Here is a 17,879-nt window from a genome sequence, read left to right as displayed (position 1 = left end):
AGTAGCAGTGTATGCGGTTGTATTGTTGTGTCATTCTGATGTGGTTGGCATCCTTTATTTTGTTGCAGCTGCCGGTATCTGCCCTGGCAGCAGCATCTATTCCGGTGGTGCACCATGTTAGCCGGGATAGTCAGGGGCAAGAAGCGGTTGTATCGGAGCAAACGATTGCCGAGGCCATGCAGCGATTAAATCAGGCTTTTGCAGGCAGCGGATTGTTTTTTTTCAGTATGGAAATTCGTTACATCGACAGGGATGACTGGTATCAGGGCTGGGATAGTGACAGTTATTGGCAGAGCTTGGATGAGTTGACAGTGTCCAACGCACTCAATGTATTTCACCTGAACTCTTTAAGTGGCAATGGCCGGGCTAACTTCCCGTTCCGTCAGCGTGATTATGTTTTTGTGCGGGCTTCACGCCTGCCTTACACCACTTTGATCCATGAAGTTGGGCACTACTTTGGTTTACTTCATACCTTTAGCAGTTCACGCTTCGGAGCCTTCTGCTGGAACAGTGGCGATTTGCTGTGCGACACCCCCTACGATCCTGTGGAAAGCCGCCGGGATTTCGATCCGCAAAGCTGCGAGTACATAGGAAAGGAGCCATTGGATCCCGTACCTGATGGCCGAAACTTTATGTCACGCGGCCGCTCGGAGTGCCGAACGCACTTCTCGCCCGAGCAGATAAGCCGCATGCAGCACACGTTAATTAATGACCGTTTTTATCTTGGCCATCAGGTAGGGGGAGTTTATCAGCAAAAGATGCCGACCCTGACGGCTTTGCCCTTGTACGAAAGTTTTGAACCCGCACCCTGGCAGCAATTCAGCTGGCTTAATGATGTAGTAACCGATGATGCCAACTGGACAGTAGCCCCTTCAACCGGCACCAGACGCAGTGGGCCCCAGCATGGCGCGGCTGATGGACGACACTTTATTTATCTCAATGGCAGTGTCGGTGCTGGTGCCGTTGCACATCTGCTAAGCCCCTGGTTCCGGCTGGACTCGGAAAATAAGGTGGAGTTTTGTTTTTCCTACCATATGCATGGCGCCACCATGGGGCAATTGCAGTTGCAGCAACGGCAACCGGGAACCGATTGGCACACCCTCTGGCAGATGGCTGGTGAGCAGCATCAGGCAGACAGCCCCTGGAGTCAGAGCTGCATTCAACTTGAGGCCACAGCGGCGTTTCAATTGCGTTTTCGTGGCCAGGTCGGTTCGGGCCGTCACAGCCATATGGCGTTGGATCAACTGCGTTTGCAATCCATCCGGGTACTGCAGTAACGCACGCTGCTGTCCGCGCAGCACACTTAAGGAGAACCTATGAAGATGTCATCTTGTTTGACTGGCTTGCTGGCCAGCTCGCTGCTGCTTGGTTGCAGCTTAACCAGCACTGAGATACCAACGTCAGAGCGACAGGTCGGGGAAGCAACCGCGCCTAAAAACATTATCTTTATGATAGGGGATGGTATGGGGGCCAATTACCTGACGGCTTACCGTTACTACCTGGCTACAGAACCTTCGGCTGAGGTTGCAGCCACTATTTTTGACGAGTTGTGGCTTGGTATCTCGAGCACTTATCCGGCGGATAACACCTTTGTCACCGACTCCGCTGCTTCGGCAACAGCACTGGCAACGGGAGTGAAAACCTTCAATGGTGCTATCGCGGTCGACCAGCAACATCTGCCAATCGGCACCATGATGCAATTGGCCAAGCGGCTGGGGAAAGCCAATGGCATTGTTGCCAGCTCCCAGGTGAACCATGCTACCCCTGCAGGATTTCTGGCACATAACCCAAGCCGGCGTAATTACGATGCCATTGCGGATATGTACCTGGATTACCGGGTCGATGGTCAGATCGTTGCAGATGTGATTCTGGGCGGTGGTACTGAGTATTTTATCCGTGAAGATCGCAATTTGGTGGCTGAGTTTAAAGCCAATGGCTATCAGTATGCTGATAACTGGCAGGACCTGGCCCAGCTAACACAAAAGCCCGCATTGGCCTTGTTGGCGGAAAAAGGCTTGCCATCGGCACTGAACAACCCGGAGCCAAGGCCGCTGGCCCGCTTAACGGAAAAAGCGTTGAAACTGCTGGCACCCAATGAACAGGGTTTTTTATTAATGGTAGAAGGCAGCCAGATTGATTGGTGTGGCCATGCCAATGACATTGCTTGCGCCATGGCTGAAATGGCCGACTTTGCCGAAGCGGTTGCGGTGGCGAAGCACTTTGTTGATCAGCATCCGGATACCTTGCTGGTGATTACGGCGGATCACGAAACCGGCGGCCTGTCGATTGGTGCCGATGGTATTTATGCCTGGTTACCACAGGTGATCATGCAAGTACAAATGACAGCAGCAGCGTTGGCAGAAGAACTTCAGGCGCTGAACAGTGCTGCAGCTTTTTATCAACGCTGGATGGAGCTAACCGCGATTGAGTTGCCTGAAGACGTTCAAGCCTCGCTTTTTGCCGCGCGGACCTTGGATCGGCGGGCTTTCCGCTTTGCGCTGACTGAACAGATCAACCGGGCCAGCCATACCGGCTGGACCACGACTGGCCATACTGCAGCGGATGTACCGGTGTTGGCTTATGGGAAGTGGCAACAAGACTTCGCCGGTTTTCAGGACAACACCGATATTGCCCGGCAACTGATGCAGTATGTGCTGCGCTATGCCGGGAAAAATGATGACAATATCATTTCAACTGATTGATAAATAAACAATAGATATTCAAAAGAGATAGAAGCGGTGTAGAAAAGAGCCTGCAAGCATTGTGTTGCAACCCTGTCGGGTAATGATGGAATGGTCAGTTTTTCTTCATCTCCCTGGAGTGACTGACCAAGCCATCAGGCGGTGGGCAGGCTGCAGTCGCCCGCTTACAAAATAACAAAGCAACAATGTGTATTGAACAGGAACTGAAATCATGACCAGAAAGAAACAACTGACGTGGGCCATTCAGGTGGCGATGGCCGGTGGCTTGCTAGGGCTGGGTACAGCCAGCCCGATATACGCCGCAGACAGCGACACTATCGAACAGACGGTAGAGCGGATAGAAGTCACCGGCTCCAGAATTAAGCGCACGGATCTGGAAGGAGTGGCCCCAGTGACGGTGATCAGCGCTGCAGAGATTGAAGCCAGTGGCTTTACCAGCGTCGAAGAGCTGCTGCAAGCCTCAGTGTTTAACTCTGGCCGTACCATTGAGGGCAATGAAAGCAGCTGGACCCAGGGAGCCAACACCATCAATATGCGTGGTATGGGAGCCAACCGTACTCTGGTCCTGGTTAATGGCAAACGGGTACCGCAATACCCAACGGCAACCGGTGGCTCCAGCAACTTTGTCGATACTTCAACCTTTCCAACCAGTGCCATTGAGCGCATCGAAATTTTAAGTGGTGGTGCTTCGGCGATATACGGTTCCGATGCCATTGGTGGTGTGGTCAATATTATTCTGAAAAGCACCTTTGAGCGAACTCAATTGGATCTTCGTCATGAAAATCCACAATTAGGGGGGCGGGATAAAAGCCGGGCCACACTCACGCACGGCATGAACAGCCGTCTTGGTCAGACCATGTTTGTACTGGAATACCGGGATGATGAGATGCTGCGCCGTGGCCAGCGCGATTTTACCCAGGTGGGTGGTCCGGATGGCACCGACACTTTCAGCTCTACCTCGGCTTACTTGCGCGATTACAGTCGGGTGTTCCACAACCAGGGGCAGTCGGGTTCTGCGACCACATACATTATGGCCAATGAGCAGCAGTGTCAGGAGCTGTTTGGCAGTTATGGCATCTGGAACGATGACGAAAGTCGTTATAAGTGTCGCTATGATTCGGACCGAGATGCCAGTTTGCATACCGGCAAGAGAGAATGGAACCTGGTGATGAATCATCAGGGAGAGCTGAACTCCGACTGGAGTTACAACATCATGCTGCAGGGCAGTGATCGCGAAACGACCCGTGGCAATGGCCAAAAAAGCGTTAGCCCAACCTTCTACATGGATCAGAATAACCCAGGTGTCTACAGCTACGATGCCAGTGATTTCGAGCAGAGCCGGGAGTTTCGGGTGTATCGCCGCTTGGATGATTACGGCCAACGCCGCGATTACACTGGCTTGCAAAAGAGCCTGAATAGCTCCATCGGTTTACAGGGGCGGGTAGGTGATTACGATCTTGAACTGAGCTGGGCTTATGGTAAGAGCACTTTTGAGCGGATTGGTCGCAACCAAATGCGGGCTGATCGTCTGCTTGAGGTGATTAGTTTTGATCCGGCCGACTCGGCCAACCCGGATAAATGGTACCCACTGGATAAAATGACACCAGCCCAGGTGGAGCATTTGTATGCTGAAACCCTGACCGATGCAGGCTCTGGCATGAACCAGCTTTCTGCAGTGTTAACCGGTGATTTATTTGAATTGCCCGCAGGCACTGTGCAATTTGCCTGGTCGGCCGAATGGGCGCGGGAATGGTACTTTGATCACAAAGACGAGCATACCCTGAACGATAATCTGTTGGGACAGGGGGGCACGCAAGGCCGCGGTGATCGCAAGCGGTATGCAACCGCCGGTGAGCTGGCATTGCCATTGCTGGATCAGCCTGGCGGTTGGGGGCAGCTGGAAGCCAGCCTGGCACTGCGCTATGACCGTTATGATGATCAATCCGATGTTGGCGGGGCTTTAACCCCACAAGCTGGCCTGGTGTACCGGCCGACCGAGAATACCTTGTTCCGTCTTAATGGCGGTAAAAGTTTTCGGGCGCCGGATTTGCATCGGTTGTATGCTGGCCCCAGCCGTTCATTTACCAGTACCAATCAACACATCGACCCAAACCATCCAGCGGATGTGACCGATCAGTTTGAGTCCATTACCGCCGGTAATGTTGATTTGGAAGAGGAAAAAGGCAAATTTTTTAATCTTGGCGTAGTGGCTCAATTGACCGACGATCTTAGCATGAGCCTGGATTACTGGCGCATCTCGTTAACAGGGGCTGTTTATCGGGAGTCGGTACAGCGGGTGCTGGAGAACCCGGCTTATGACATGACGGGCCAGGCCAGTAATTGCCGTGAGTTGGAAAGCCTTGGTTACATCATGCAGCAGCAACAAGGCAATGACTATCTGGATATCTTGTGTGTGCGCCGTGGTGAAATCAATAGTTCGTATGAAGCATCGCAAGGTATAGATTTTGAAGTCGAGTACCGGATGGATTTAGGCGACTATGGTCGACTGCGCTGGAAAGCAGATCTTTCCCATACTCTGAAGAAAGAATACCAGTCCTTTGCCGAAGCCGAGCGCATTGATGAAACCAAAGATGACTATCTGCCAGCCTGGAAAGCGGGCGCCTCGGTGCGTTACAGCCTGAATGATTTAAATCTGAACCTGAGCTGGCACTATCTTGGCAGCGCCGAAGGCTGGCATACCTGGACTTTGCGTGACGAGGATAACAATGCATACACCGAGCGGGTATGGAGCAAGTTAGCACCTTACACCAGGGTGAATCTTAATGGCAGTTATCAATTTAATCGCAATTTGCGTTTGACACTGGGTATTAATAATTTAACCAATACCATGCCACCGCAGTATGTCGAAGGACACCCCAGCCGGAACAGCCAACCGTACTTCCGCACCAACAGCGGCTACAATGTGGTTGGACGGACCTTTTATGGGGCCGTACGGTATCAGTTCTGATCACCAGTGCCAAGGCTCCCACTCCGGGAGTCTTGGCAACCTCAGTGATTGCTGTTGTTGAGAGGGGCAGGAAAAATTGTTACAGTCTGCCATGTTAACCGACCTACAACCTCTGGTACCCATACAGCCGATGAGCAGTTGCTTTTATCTTGGTGCTATTTTGGTGGATCAAGCCAGCCTGACCTTATCTGATGGCAAGGCTGAGCCCGTTTGTATGCAGCTCAAACCGATAGAGGTCCTCGCATTTTTGGCACAACAGTACCCGCGGCTGGTCAGTCGGCAAGAGCTGATTGACTCAGTATGGGCGGGAAACAACTATGTGGGTGAGAAAGCCCTGACCAATGCCATCTGGCAATTGCGGCATCAATTGCAGCAAATGGGCCTGCCCGATTGCATCGTAACGGTGCGGAAAAAAGGCTATCGGCTGGATATAGCCCCGCACTTTACCGCTGCAGCATCCAACATGAATGGGCAGCCCCAGAGCCGGCCAGCGGTGCAAGTACAAAGTGGACCTGAGGCATCCTGGTGGCGCTGGTGGCCCTTGGGAGCTGGGGTGTTGTTGGCAAGCTTGCTCTGGTGGCAGTGGCCATTTTCCGGAAACTCTGAAGCCGGCAAGCCGGCACCTGCCTGGCAGCTCGATGCCATTACCCGGGGTGATGGCCGGGCCATGTATCCGGCGTTAAGCCGGGATGGTCGTTTGCTGGCATTCAGTTGGCAAAAAATTGATCAGGCAGCCAATCTTTACCTGGTGGAACTGAGCCGTGCGAATGATTTTAAGCAACTGACGTTTGGTGAAAACCGCGATGGTGCCATGGTGTGGTCACCGGATAATCGTTACCTCTATTACTCCAGCCGCAGACCGGTAGACGGGGTCTGCGCCATTAAACGCCTGGATGTGGTGACGCTGAATCAGGAACCGTTAGCCAGTTGCAGCCGGCATAGCAGGGTCTATCTGGATGTATCACCCGATGGGCGTTATCTGGTATTTAGCGGGCCTTATACCGATGAAGGCAACAGCCTTTACCAGTTGGATCTGCTGAATCCAGAAGCCAGGGTAGAGCCTATTGCCTGCCAGAACCACTGCGATGCCCGGGTGCGGGATCTGGCATTCTCACCGGATGGACAGCAGCTGTTGCTAACCCGCCGGTTGCACCGCTTATCGGAAGAGCTTTTTGTCCGCAACCTGACCACCGGCGATGAACGCCAGTTAACCTTTGGGGAAGAGGATATTATTGGTATCAGCTGGCATCCCGCAGGGGATAAGGTGCTGTATGCAGCCTTGCATCATGGGCAGCGGCAGGGCTTTGTGCTGGACTTAGCAAGTGGTACCACTACCAACCTTGGGTTGGAAGACTTTGGTGGTCAAAGCCGGATCTCTGCCAGTGGGGAGGTTTTCTTTCACAGCATGAGCAGTGCGCCCCAACTGGCATATCTACCGATCAATCCGCGTTTGGTCAGTGCACTGTTTCCACTGACGGTATCGGATAACCGTTTTGAAAATCCGCATTACAACAGCAAGCGCGGTGCTCTGGTATACATCAGCAATGAATCGGGTTACTCCGAAGTATGGATGGCAGATGCTTCGATGCAGAATCGCCGTCAACTGACTTTTTTACAAAGCAGGGTGAAATACCCCCGTTGGTCGCACTCAGGAGATCAGGTCGCTTTTGTAGCTCGTTTCCCTGGGGAAGATCACGATACCCTCACCTTGCTGGAGGTGGCGACCGGCAAGTTAACCAGTTTAAACACCGGGCTGCGTTGGCATGTGCGGCCTAGCTGGTGGTACGACGACAGTGCTGTGATCTTTAGTTCCAATCGCAATCTATACCGCTTTGATCGCCATGACCAAAGTGTGCAACAACTCACTTTTCAGGGCGGCTTGTTGGCTCAGATGTGGGATGCTGAGCGGCTGCTTTTCACCAAAGGGCGTAACCTGGGCTTGTGGCAACTTAGCGCCGATGGGGAAGAGTTGCAGCTGCTAAGTGGCGAAGACTTTACCTCAAGCTACGCCTGGACCGCAGACAGCAGCGGCCTGTATTTTCTGCAGCAAAGCACCGAGCAGTTGGTGCTGCGTTATCTGGATTGGCACAGTGGTATCCTGACCGATAGGATCCAACTGTCGCCAGAGCAAATCAGTGAGAACAACACCTTTAGTTATGCGGCCGATGTGCAGCGGCTCTATCTGGAAATTGATCAGCAACCCCGAGTGGATATTATGCGGTTGCGCCATGGCTTGTTAACTGCAGCGGAGTAATCCGGGTGGTATCTGTGTCGATACCACCCTGGCTTGTTACTTCTTTAGTTTCGCCAGCGCATCGGCAAAGGCATTGCCCATAGCAGCGTTGGCGGGAGCTGCTGTTTTCGCTGGCTTGGCAGCACGTGGCTGTTGGATTTTTCCTTTGCTGACCGGGGTTTTTGCTGTTGTAGCCTGACCCGGTTGCTCGTCCATTCGCATGGTCAGGGCGATGCGTTTGCGCTCTTTGTCCACATCCATCACTTTGACTTTAACGATATCACCGGCCTTGACCACTTTGTGTGGATCACTGACAAAAGTGTCGGACAAGGATGAGATATGTACCAGACCATCCTGATGTACGCCAATATCAACAAAGGCGCCAAAGTTGGTAACGTTGGTGACTACACCCTCCAGCAGCATGGCTGGCTTCAAGTCGTCGATGGTGTTGATACCTTCTTTGAAGCTGGCCATTTTAAATTCGGGGCGTGGGTCCCGGCCCGGTTTCTCCAGCTCTTTTAAGATGTCACTAATGGTAGGGATCCCAAAGTGGGCATCGGCAAAGTCCTCGGGTTTCAGTTTGCTGATAAAACTACTGTTACCCAGAATGTCCTGCACCGACTTTTGATGTTGCGCCAGTATTTTTTCTACCACCGGGTAGGCTTCCGGGTGCACACCGGAGCTGTCCAGCGGATTGTCGCCAGCGCTGATACGCATAAAGCCGGCGGCTTGTTCAAAAGCTTTAGGGCCAAGGCGGGCTACTTTCAGCAACTCTTTGCGGTTATTAAAGCGACCATGTTGTTCCCGGTGCAACACGATATTTTGCGCCAGGGTTTTATTCAGGCCAGCTACCCGGCTCAGCAGGGGAACGGAAGCAGTATTCAGGTCGACACCAACGGCGTTCACACAATCCTCTACCACAGCCTCGAGTGATTTGCTGAGCAGGCTTTGGTTCACATCGTGCTGGTACTGACCCACCCCTATGGCTTTCGGTTCAATTTTTACCAGCTCGGCCAATGGATCTTGCAGCCGGCGGCCAATGGAAACAGCGCCACGGTAGGAAACGTCGAGATCCGGAAATTCCTGAGCGGCAAACTCTGAAGCGGAATAAACCGAAGCACCAGCCTCCGATACCATGATCTTGGTCAGTTTCAGTTCCGGATGCTTTTGCATCAATTCAGCGACCAACTGGTCGGTTTCACGCGATGCTGTCCCGTTGCCAATAGCAACCAGCTCTGGTTTAAATTGCTGACAAAGGTTCAGCAGGGTGCGCAGCGACTTGTCCCAGTGGTTTTGCGGCGCATGCGGGAAAATGGTCTGGCTGCTTAGTAATTTGCCGGTTTCATCCAGCATCACTACTTTGACACCGGTACGCAGGCCTGGGTCCAACGCCATGGTTGGCCGCAGGCCAGCTGGCGCGGCCATCAGCAGGTCTTTCATATTGCGGGCAAACACTTTGATGGCCTCTGCTTCGGCGCGCTCACGCAGCTCACTGAGTAGATCATTTTCCAGATGCAGATAGAGTTTCACTTTCCAGGTCCATTGCGCCACGGTCTGTAAAAAGGCATCAGCTGGCCGGCCTTTGTTGCTCAGATTAAAGTGGTTAGCTACCAGCGCAATGCAATTGGCATGCGCCTGGGCTTCGTCACTGTCGGGCAGTAGTTGCAGCTGCAAGAAGCCTTCATTACGGCCGCGGAACATGGCCAGTGCACGATGCGATGGCAGTTGACGCCACAACTCGCTATGCTCGAAGTAATCGCGGAACTTAGCTCCTTCTTTCTCTTTACCGGCAACAAGGCTGCTTTTTAGCACGCCGTGCTGGCTTAGCTGCTGGCGCAACCTGGCCAGCAGATTGGCGTCTTCGGCGAAGCGCTCCATCAAAATGTATTTGACTCCCTCCAGCACCGCTTTGCTGTCGTTGTAACCGGCTGCTGCATTCAGGTAACTGGTTGCGTGCTGTTCCGGATCCTGGTTAGGATCGGCCAAAATGGCATCAGCCAATGGCTCCAGGCCGGCTTCAATCGCCATCTGGCCTTTGGTGCGACGTTTGGGTTTGTAAGGCAGGTACAAATCTTCCAGCCGGGTTTTGTTGTCGGCGGCCAGGATCTCCTGTTGCAGCTCGGCACTTAGCTTGCCCTGCTCGGAGATGGTTTTTAAAATCAGCTGACGTCGTTCTTCCAGTTCGCGTAAATAAGACAAACGCTGTTCCAGCGTCCGTAACTGGGTGTCATCCAGGCCGCCGGTCGCTTCTTTGCGGTAACGGGCGATAAAGGGCACAGTGGCGCCATCATCCAGCAATTGAATGGTCGCCAGCACCTGCTCGGGGCGGGCAGAAATTTCGGCAGCAATTTGTTGTTCAAGCTTTAAGGTCATGCGTGATTCCTGTAGCCAGCCGTAGGGGGGCTGGTGTCGGCCTGGGATAAGCAGGCAGTTGTATAATGAAAGTGGCTAAATTGTCCCTGTTCTGACAGGAAAAATCCAATGGCAAATGCTTAACCTGACTATACCTGTACAGATTCATACTCTATTGCATTGATATACCAGCGTTTATTGCCTGTTGGTGTGGCAACGACAACTTCGTCATCTACCTGTTTTTTGAGCAAGGCTCTGGCCATGGGGGCGTCGATGGAAATGTAATCCCGTCGGCCATAGATTTCATCTGGCCCCACAATGCGGAACCTGCGTTTTTCTCCGTCATCATTTTCGACCTCTACCCAGGCACCAAAGAAAACCCGTCCTTCTTGTTCTGGTGCGTAATCAACCGGGCGCAGTACCTCCAACCGCTTGCGCAAAAAGCGCACGCGCCGGTCAATTTCTCTCAACTGTTTCTTATTGTACTGGTAATCTGCATTTTCACTGCGATCACCAAGGCTGGCAGCCCAACTGACTTTTTGGGTGACCTCGGGGCGCTGCACCCGCCAGAGTTGATCCAGCTCCTGCTGAAGCTGCTGGTAACCCTGCCGGCTGATTAAGTTTGTTCTCATAGTAAAGCGTACTGTGGTAGGTGGATGACAGACACATTAAGACTAGGTGGGGGCAGGTAGCGACATTTTAAAGCGGTTTATCTTGGCCAAATGGCTATTTGTCACAATCGTGGGTGGCAATGGTCGGATGCTCAAAAAATGAACTATACTGAAAGTGGAGCCGCCATCCTGGAGGTGCAAGATGAAAAAGCTTTGCGTTGTTTTACTACCCCTGTTGTTACTGATTGGCTGTGCCAGCACGCCAGTTACCGAATATGTCTGGGTGAAAGACTATGAGCGGATGCAGCAGATCGAAACATCCAGCCGTAATAGTGCTGTGCCCAATCAATTGATGTGGATAAATCCACCTATGAAAAAAGTGCCACGTGCAGAGTGGGAGCAACAGCACAAGCAGTAACACAGAACCTGGAAAAATCTTGTAACACTGTTTTCATAACCCGGGGCTTACCCCGGGTTTGTTTTGGTTTATAGTGGCAAAAAACGGCTGGGTACTAGGGTATGACGACGGAAACCACAAAAATTCTGGTTGTAGACGATGATGTACGCTTACGCGCATTGCTGGAGCGGTACCTGGTTGAGCAAGGCTTTCAGGTACGGGCAGTGGCCGATTACGAGCAGATGGTGCGGGTAATGGAGCGGGAACATTTTCACCTGATGGTACTGGATTTGATGTTACCTGGTGAAGATGGCCTGAGTATTTGCCGCAAACTCCGTCAGCAAGACAATCAAATTCCGATCATTATGCTGACAGCTAAAGGCGATGAGGTTGATCGCATCATCGGCCTGGAAATGGGAGCCGACGACTACCTGCCAAAACCATTCAACCCCCGGGAACTACTGGCTCGGATCAGGGCAGTGTTACGGCGCAAAAGCAAAGAGTTGCCCGGCGCACCGGCGCAGCAGGAAAGCATCGTTGCGTTTGGTCCTTTCCGCTTTAACCTGGCCACCCGGGAAATGCGCAAGGGAGAACAACTACTACCGCTGACCAGTGGTGAGTTTGCTGTGCTAAAAGTACTGGTTAGTCACCCACGTGAGCCTTTGTCGCGGGATAAACTGATGAACCAAGCCAGAGGCCGGGATTATTCCGCAATGGAGCGTAGCATTGATGTGCAGGTATCCAGGCTGCGGCGTATGCTGGAAGATGATCCTGCCCATCCGCGCTACATTCAGACCGTTTGGGGCCTTGGCTATGTATTTGTCCCGGATGGAGCCGTTAGCTCGTGAGGCTATTGCCAAAAAGTGCCTTTGGTCAAACCGTTCTATTGATAGGTTTATTGCTGCTGATTAATCAGTTGGTGTCGTATGTGACCGTCGCTTTTCATGTGATTAAGCCGACGGCACAACAAATCAACCATTTGATTGCCAAGCAAATTAAAGTGGTATTTATTGACTTTAATCAGGATGAGCCTTTGCTTACTGAAGCCATGGCTGAGCGCTTTCAGCAAGCAACCGACATCGACATTTATCCGGAAGCGCTGGCCGAAGCGCATGGTTTGCTCAACGCGCGCTTTTACCAGTTTATGTCGGCTGATATGTCAGAAGAGTTGGGAGGGCCTGCCGAAGTCAGAATTGAGCAGGGGGAGCAGCTTGCGTTCTGGGTGCGGGCACCGCAGGCACCGGATTTTTGGATCCGTATTCCACTGGCAGGCCTGGACGAAAGCAACTTTTCTTTGCTTACGTTTTACCTGTTAATGATTGGCTTTTTGAGTGTGGCGGGCGGTTGGTGGTTCGCCAGAACGCTTAACCGTCCTCTGAAAAGCCTGCAGCAGGCGGCGCTGCGCGTTGGCCAGGGTGAAATACCGGAGCCTCTGGCTGAAAAAGGTTCCAGTGAGATCCGTGCCGTGACCAGAGCCTTCAACCAGATGGCCACCGGCATCAAACATCTGGAGCAGGACAGAGCCTTGTTAATGGCGGGTGTATCGCACGATCTGCGTACTCCGCTAACCCGTATCCGGCTTGCCAGCGAGATGTTGCCCGAGCAGGATGCCTGGATCCGTGATGGTATTATCAATGATATCGAAGATATGAATGCCATCATCGATCAATTTATGGATTACATCCGTCACCACAAAGACGAAAGCCTGCAGTGGGTCTCTTTGAATGACTTGATCGAAGAGCTGTTGGAATCGGAGCATTTGCAGCAGCGGCAACTGCTGCATGAGTTGGCTGCCGGCCTGCCTAAGGCACCACTGCGGCGTATTGCCATCAAGCGGGTATTAAATAATTTGCTGGAAAATGCGCTGCGCTACAGCAGTGGCGATATTGAAATCAGCACTGGCTTCGAGCGAGGTCGGCGCATGGTATTCCTGCAGGTACGGGACCACGGCCCAGGTATCCCCGAAGCCAACATGCAGACAATGTTTGAACCTTTCACCCAGGGCGATAGCGCCAGGGGCTCGGGCGGCTCAGGTCTTGGGCTTGCCATCATCAAAAAAATCATCGATATGCACCACGGTGAAATCACCCTGCACAACCATGCTCATGGTGGCCTGGTTGCGCGGGTGTACCTGCCGCTCAAGGCAAAGTCTGACCGCTGAGCGAAAGACTACTGGATAGACAGCAGCAACTGGCTAAGATCGGTTGCATCAAACCGGTAGTTGGTCAGGCAGTATTCGCACTGAATATCCAATTGACCTTCGGCAATGTGCTCCTGGATCACCCCAGCGCCCAGATTGATAATGGCAGACTCACATTTTGTGCGGGAGCAGCCACATTCAAACCGGACTGGCTGCAACGGGAAGGCTTCGACCTGCTCTTGATGGAACAAGCGGTGTACCACTTCAGCTGCGGGTAACTGCAGCAGCTCATCGGCGGTAATGGTATCGGCCAGAATCACCAGCTCATCAAAGTCCTGGCGCGATTTCTCTTGTTCTACCGGCAACACTTGCAACAGCATACCGGCGGCCTTCACCTGCTCCGATTGCATATCGGTATACAAATAGACGCGGGTAGGCAATTGCTCGGACTGAATAAAGTAGGCTTCCAGGGTTTCTTTTAAGCTGTCACCTGTCAGCGGAATGATACCCTGATAGCGTTCGCCCTGATGGGGGGTGATGGTGACCAGTAAATAACCATCGCCTACCAGTGCTTTCAGGCCTTCGCCCTGCACTTCGGACTGCAGACGGACCACGCCACGAAACACTTGTTGGTCGCTGCCATTGACGGTGGCGTAGCGAATGGGGCCGTTGCCTTGCAATTGAACTGAAATATCCCCTTCAAACTTTAAGGTGGCGGTAAGCAAACTGGTAGCCGCTACCATCTCGGCCAGCAGTTGTTTGACCGGGTAAGGGTAATTGTGGTTTTGCAGCATCTGCTGCAGGCTACCGGCTAAATCGACAATTTCACCGCGAACATTGCGGTCTTTAAACAGAAATCGGAATAAGGTATCTGAACTCATAGGGCTCTCATTGCTGGGATTTGAGCAGCAGCAATTGCCGCCGCATCTTTTTGTCGGGCTTGGTTTCAGGGTGCGGCGCAAACAAACTATTGGTTTTGCGCAGTTCAGCACGCTCTTGCCGCAGGGCCAGGCTGTCGCTGCTCTCTTCATACAGGGCTTGTGCCAGAGGAGCCGACAGCCGCTTTTCGGCTATTCCCGTAACCCGTACGGTTTTCTCATCGTAGCCTTGCGCCAGTTTAATGGTGGCGCCAATTTCTACCAATTTGCTGGCTTTGCAGCGCTGACCATTATAATGCACTTTGCCGCCATCGATCATGCTTTTTGCCAGGGTTCTGGTTTTGTAGAAACGGCAGGCCCACAGCCATTTGTCCAATCGTACACTTTGTGGTTGCTGGCTTTGTGTTGTGTTCATCATAATCCTCTGGTCGCTTGCTCTCATCTGTTATACAGTAGGTCAGTTGCACCGGGCTTGCAGTTAACAAGCTGTGAAACTTTGTCGTGCCCCTTGTTGTCTGAGCGACAACTCAGTAAGATGAGCCGTCTTCTATTATAAGAATATGACCGATGAATTGGCAGTCCCTTTCCTTACAATTGAATCAACATATTCAGCGTTTGCCACAAGCACTGCTTAGCCGTGTGCTGGCTGTCGTTCTGGTGTTGCTGCTGGGCTGGCTGCTGGCTCGCCTGAGCTGGCAACTGCTCCCACAGCCTGCTGCGGAACCCTGGCAGGTTGCAACCGGTCAAAGCACAGCGCCCTCAGGCCGCAGCACCGATTTGCAACGCCTACTCAGCTTTTCCTTATTCGGTAAAGTGAGTGCACAGCCCGAAGTGCGGCCGGAGCCGGTAGTGACCGAAGCCCCGAAGACCCGGTTGAATGTCAAGTTAACCGGTCTGGTGTCGGGGGTGAATCCGAACGAAGGCAGTGCTGTGATCGAAAGCCGTGGCTCCGAACTGGCGTATAAGGTAGGGGAGGAAATTGAAGGCACCAATGCTACCTTGTACCAGGTATTTAATGATCGGGTCTTGCTGCAGGTGACGGGTCGTTTTGAAACTCTGATGCTGGATGGCATAGAGTTTACCCGTATTGCCGAAGCCAACCTGGGCCTGGGACGGCAAGATCAGGACGAGGAGCCACAGATGATCAGCCCGCAGCCGGAGGCCCCATCCTTGGATCAGGCCGAGCTGGCAGCGCAGCGTGAAGTGCTGCTGGCAGAGCCAAGCCGCTTTTTCGATTTTATTCGTCCTACCCCGCATCACCGGGACGGGCAGCTGGCCGGTTTTCGCCTGATGCCAGGCCGGGATCCGGGGCTTTTCCAGCGACTTGGTTTCCGGCCAAATGATCTGGCGGTAGAAATCAATGGTACACCTTTGACAGATTTACAGCAGGCCAATCAGGTGCTTGGACAATTGCGCGAAGCAACCGATGCTTCGGTGCGGGTAGAACGGGATGGTGAACTGATCGACATTCAGTTTAACCTGTCCCAATAATAACGATTCAGCAGATGGTGATAGTCAACATGCAGTCAGGGTCTTTTATTACACGGCTTGGCCGTAAACTTGCCGTAGTCAGTTTGGCTGCCGCGCTTAGCTTTTCCGTGTACAGCAACGATGAGGTGATGTATTCGCCGAATTTTCGGGGCACCGATATCAATGAGTTTATCAATATTGTTGGCATGAATCTGGAGCGCACCATCATTGTCGAGCCTCAGGTGCGTGGCCGGGTCAATGTGCGCAGTTACGAGATGCTGAATGCCGAGCAGTACTACCAGTTTTTTCTGAATGTGCTGGAAGTCTATGGCTTTGCCGTGGTGGAAATGGAAAGCGGCATTTTGAAAGTGGTACGGGCCAAAGACGCCAAAACCTCCAATATCCCGGTGGTTGGGGATGAGAATCCCGGAGTGGGCGATGAAATGGTCACCCGGGTGGTGCAGGTACGAAATGTCTCGGTGCGTGAACTGGCCCCCTTGCTGCGTCAATTCAGCAACCAGGCCGGCAGTGGCCATGTGGTGAACTACGATCCCTCCAACGTGATTATGATGACCGGACCGGCTGCGGTGGTCAATCGGCTGGTGGATATTATTCAGCGGGTCGACAGAGCGGGCGATCAGGAAGTCGAGATTATCCGGCTGAATTATGGTTCAGCCAGCGAAATGGTGCGGGTGCTGGAAAGCATTTACCGCTCGCAGGGCCGCGGTGAGCAACCGGATTTCCTGATCCCGCGCATTGTGGCCGATGAGCGCACCAACAGTGTGGTGGTCAGTGGGGAACCCCAGGCCCGGCAGCGGGTGGTGGAGCTGGTGCGCCGGCTGGATGCCGAGCTGGAAACCAGTGGCAATACCCGGGTGTTTTACCTGAAGTACGCTAAAGCGGAAGAATTGGTACCGGTATTAAAAAGCGTTGGGGAAAGCATTGTCAGCGAAGTGGCAGGCTCACAGCAGCAACAACCACAAGGACGGCGCAGCACCCAGGGGCGAGGCGTCAGCATTGAGTCCCATGCCGACAGCAATGCGGTGATTATCACCGCCCAACCGGACTTGCTGCGCTCACTGGAAGAAGTCATTCGCCAGCTCGATATTCGCCGCGCCCAGGTACTGGTCGAGGCCATTATTGTCGAAGTCTTTGATGGTTCCGGCACCGATTTAGGGGTGCAGTGGATTCATGCTGAAGGTGGCGGCACCAATTTCCGCACCGGCAATGTGGTACCTATTGTCGATGTTGCTGCTGGCGCTGCGGTGGCATCGCAAATTACTCGCGGCACTATTACCAGAACGAGAGATCCTGTTACTGGTGAACTTTTTGACACTGTGACGCAAGACTCTCCGCGGGATTACTCGGTACTGGCACAAGCGCTACAAGGCCTAAACGGCGCCATGCTGGGTGTGTACAAAGGCAACTGGGGGGCTTTACTGCAGGCAGTGCGCACCAGCACCAATTCCAATATTCTGGCCACGCCGCATATTACTACTATGGATAACCAGGAAGCCTTCTTCCTGGTCGGTCAGGAAGTGCCGGTGATTACCGGCTCTACCACCGGCTCCAACAACACCAACCCCTTCCAGCAGGTGAACCGGCAGGAAGTGGGGATTAAGCTGAAAGTGACACCGCAAATCAACGAAGGCGATGCGGTGCAACTGATGATAGAGCAGGAAGTCTCCAGCATAGGGGGTGCCACGGCAGTCGATATCACCATCAACAAGCGGGAAATTCGCACCTCGGTAATGGCGGATGATGGTGCTGTGGTGGTGCTGGGTGGTTTGATTGATGAAGATGTGCAGGAAAGTGTGTCCAAGGTACCAATCCTGGGGGATATTCCGGTGCTGGGCCACTTATTCAAGTCCACCAGTGTCAGCAAGCGCAAACGCAACCTGATGGTCTTTATCCGCGCCTCCATCGTGCGCGATGGCGCGACCATGTCCAGCATTAGTCAGCGCAAGTACAATTACATTCGCGCCGAACAAATGATCCGGGATGAGCGAGGGATCCCGCTGATGCCACGTACGCCTCAGACCGTTTTGCCAGAATGGGATGACAGCCTGATTTTACCGCCCAGCTTTAATGAGTACCTGCAGCAGGAAGGGAAGCGCGACTGATGAGT

At 53.0% G+C, this 17,879-nt stretch carries 13 protein-coding genes; 9 read left to right on the top strand and 4 right to left on the bottom strand.

Annotated features, from left to right (window positions below; all coding sequences use genetic code 11):
- Positions 1-11 precede the first annotated feature (11 nt).
- The 4 genes from QWF21_RS14420 to QWF21_RS14405 all read left to right on the top strand — a co-directional run bounded on the left by QWF21_RS14420 (position 12) and on the right by QWF21_RS14405 (position 7,924).
- Entirely contained in the window at positions 12-1,277 is a 1,266-nt protein-coding gene (locus tag QWF21_RS14420; RefSeq protein WP_330088743.1) for a M43 family zinc metalloprotease, read from the top strand.
- A 39-nt stretch (positions 1,278-1,316) separates the two neighbouring features.
- Positions 1,317-2,702 carry an alkaline phosphatase gene (locus QWF21_RS14415; RefSeq protein WP_330088742.1) on the top strand — a complete coding sequence of 462 codons (1,386 nt, stop codon included), beginning with the start codon at positions 1,317-1,319 and terminating at the stop codon, positions 2,700-2,702.
- Positions 2,703-2,913: 211 nt separating this feature from the next.
- The gene (locus tag QWF21_RS14410; protein WP_330088741.1) at positions 2,914-5,670 is read left to right on the top strand and encodes a TonB-dependent receptor; all 2,757 of its coding nucleotides are present in this window, start codon (positions 2,914-2,916) and stop codon (positions 5,668-5,670) included.
- A 91-nt stretch (positions 5,671-5,761) separates the two neighbouring features.
- Complete coding sequence (locus QWF21_RS14405; RefSeq protein ID WP_330088740.1) at positions 5,762-7,924, top strand: winged helix-turn-helix domain-containing protein; 2,163 nt, start codon at positions 5,762-5,764, stop codon at positions 7,922-7,924.
- Positions 7,925-7,960: 36 nt separating this feature from the next.
- Here the strand turns inward: QWF21_RS14405 and QWF21_RS14400 are convergent, their stop codons facing one another.
- Positions 7,961-10,276 (bottom strand): Tex family protein, encoded by a 2,316-nt coding sequence (locus QWF21_RS14400; protein WP_330088739.1) that lies wholly within the window; start codon positions 10,274-10,276, stop codon positions 7,961-7,963.
- Positions 10,277-10,404: 128 nt separating this feature from the next.
- A complete protein-coding gene (gene greB, locus QWF21_RS14395; RefSeq protein ID WP_330088738.1) occupies positions 10,405-10,887 on the bottom strand; it encodes a transcription elongation factor GreB in 483 nt (160 codons plus the stop codon).
- A 181-nt stretch (positions 10,888-11,068) separates the two neighbouring features.
- Here greB and QWF21_RS14390 point away from each other — a divergent pair, with 181 nt between their 5' ends.
- From QWF21_RS14390 to envZ, 3 genes are all read left to right on the top strand, one after another.
- The gene (locus QWF21_RS14390; RefSeq protein WP_330088737.1) at positions 11,069-11,284 is read left to right on the top strand and encodes a hypothetical protein; all 216 of its coding nucleotides are present in this window, start codon (positions 11,069-11,071) and stop codon (positions 11,282-11,284) included.
- 101 nt (positions 11,285-11,385) lie between these two features.
- A complete protein-coding gene (gene ompR, locus QWF21_RS14385; protein ID WP_330088736.1) occupies positions 11,386-12,111 on the top strand; it encodes an osmolarity response regulator transcription factor OmpR in 726 nt (241 codons plus the stop codon).
- Positions 12,108-13,424, top strand: a complete 1,317-nt coding sequence (envZ, locus tag QWF21_RS14380) for a two-component system sensor histidine kinase EnvZ (RefSeq protein WP_330088735.1) — start codon at positions 12,108-12,110, stop codon at positions 13,422-13,424. The genes ompR and envZ overlap by 4 nt, the downstream gene beginning before the upstream one ends.
- A gap of 8 nt (positions 13,425-13,432) precedes the next feature.
- On the opposite strand, the gene hslO is transcribed toward envZ, so the two are convergent.
- Entirely contained in the window at positions 13,433-14,284 is an 852-nt protein-coding gene (gene hslO, locus QWF21_RS14375) for an Hsp33 family molecular chaperone HslO (RefSeq protein ID WP_330088734.1), read from the bottom strand.
- A gap of 7 nt (positions 14,285-14,291) precedes the next feature.
- Positions 14,292-14,696, bottom strand: coding sequence for a ribosome-associated heat shock protein Hsp15 (gene hslR, locus QWF21_RS14370; protein ID WP_330088733.1), 405 nt, complete (start codon positions 14,694-14,696; stop codon positions 14,292-14,294).
- A 152-nt stretch (positions 14,697-14,848) separates the two neighbouring features.
- Here hslR and gspC point away from each other — a divergent pair, with 152 nt between their 5' ends.
- Together gspC and gspD are read left to right on the top strand one after the other, a co-directional pair.
- Positions 14,849-15,772 carry a type II secretion system protein GspC gene (gspC, locus tag QWF21_RS14365; RefSeq protein WP_330088732.1) on the top strand — a complete coding sequence of 308 codons (924 nt, stop codon included), beginning with the start codon at positions 14,849-14,851 and terminating at the stop codon, positions 15,770-15,772.
- Positions 15,773-15,801: 29 nt separating this feature from the next.
- Complete coding sequence (gene gspD, locus QWF21_RS14360; RefSeq protein ID WP_330088731.1) at positions 15,802-17,874, top strand: type II secretion system secretin GspD; 2,073 nt, start codon at positions 15,802-15,804, stop codon at positions 17,872-17,874.
- Positions 17,875-17,879: the final 5 nt, after the last annotated feature.

The sequence above is a fragment of the Alkalimonas mucilaginosa genome, assembly GCF_036327005.1.
In the GTDB taxonomy this organism is placed as follows: domain Bacteria; phylum Pseudomonadota; class Gammaproteobacteria; order Enterobacterales; family Alteromonadaceae; genus Alkalimonas; species Alkalimonas mucilaginosa.
Note: the sequence above shows the minus strand (reverse complement) of the source record. Positions and strands in the feature narration are given on the sequence as shown.

Excerpts from the sequence above, each read along its gene's own strand:
- hslR (WP_330088733.1), bottom strand. The coding sequence starts at position 14,696 with ATGAACACAACACAAAGCCAGCAACCACAAAGTGTACGATTGGACAAA.
- gspC (WP_330088732.1), top strand. The coding sequence starts at position 14,849 with ATGAATTGGCAGTCCCTTTCCTTACAATTGAATCAACATATTCAGCGT.
- greB (WP_330088738.1), bottom strand. The coding sequence starts at position 10,887 with ATGAGAACAAACTTAATCAGCCGGCAGGGTTACCAGCAGCTTCAGCAG.
- gspD (WP_330088731.1), top strand. The coding sequence starts at position 15,802 with ATGCAGTCAGGGTCTTTTATTACACGGCTTGGCCGTAAACTTGCCGTA.
- hslO (WP_330088734.1), bottom strand. The coding sequence starts at position 14,284 with ATGAGTTCAGATACCTTATTCCGATTTCTGTTTAAAGACCGCAATGTT.
- QWF21_RS14415 (WP_330088742.1), top strand. The coding sequence starts at position 1,317 with ATGAAGATGTCATCTTGTTTGACTGGCTTGCTGGCCAGCTCGCTGCTG.
- QWF21_RS14420 (WP_330088743.1), top strand. The coding sequence starts at position 12 with ATGCGGTTGTATTGTTGTGTCATTCTGATGTGGTTGGCATCCTTTATT.
- QWF21_RS14400 (WP_330088739.1), bottom strand. The coding sequence starts at position 10,276 with ATGACCTTAAAGCTTGAACAACAAATTGCTGCCGAAATTTCTGCCCGC.
- QWF21_RS14410 (WP_330088741.1), top strand. The coding sequence starts at position 2,914 with ATGACCAGAAAGAAACAACTGACGTGGGCCATTCAGGTGGCGATGGCC.
- QWF21_RS14405 (WP_330088740.1), top strand. The coding sequence starts at position 5,762 with ATGTTAACCGACCTACAACCTCTGGTACCCATACAGCCGATGAGCAGT.
- QWF21_RS14390 (WP_330088737.1), top strand. The coding sequence starts at position 11,069 with ATGAAAAAGCTTTGCGTTGTTTTACTACCCCTGTTGTTACTGATTGGC.
- ompR (WP_330088736.1), top strand. The coding sequence starts at position 11,386 with ATGACGACGGAAACCACAAAAATTCTGGTTGTAGACGATGATGTACGC.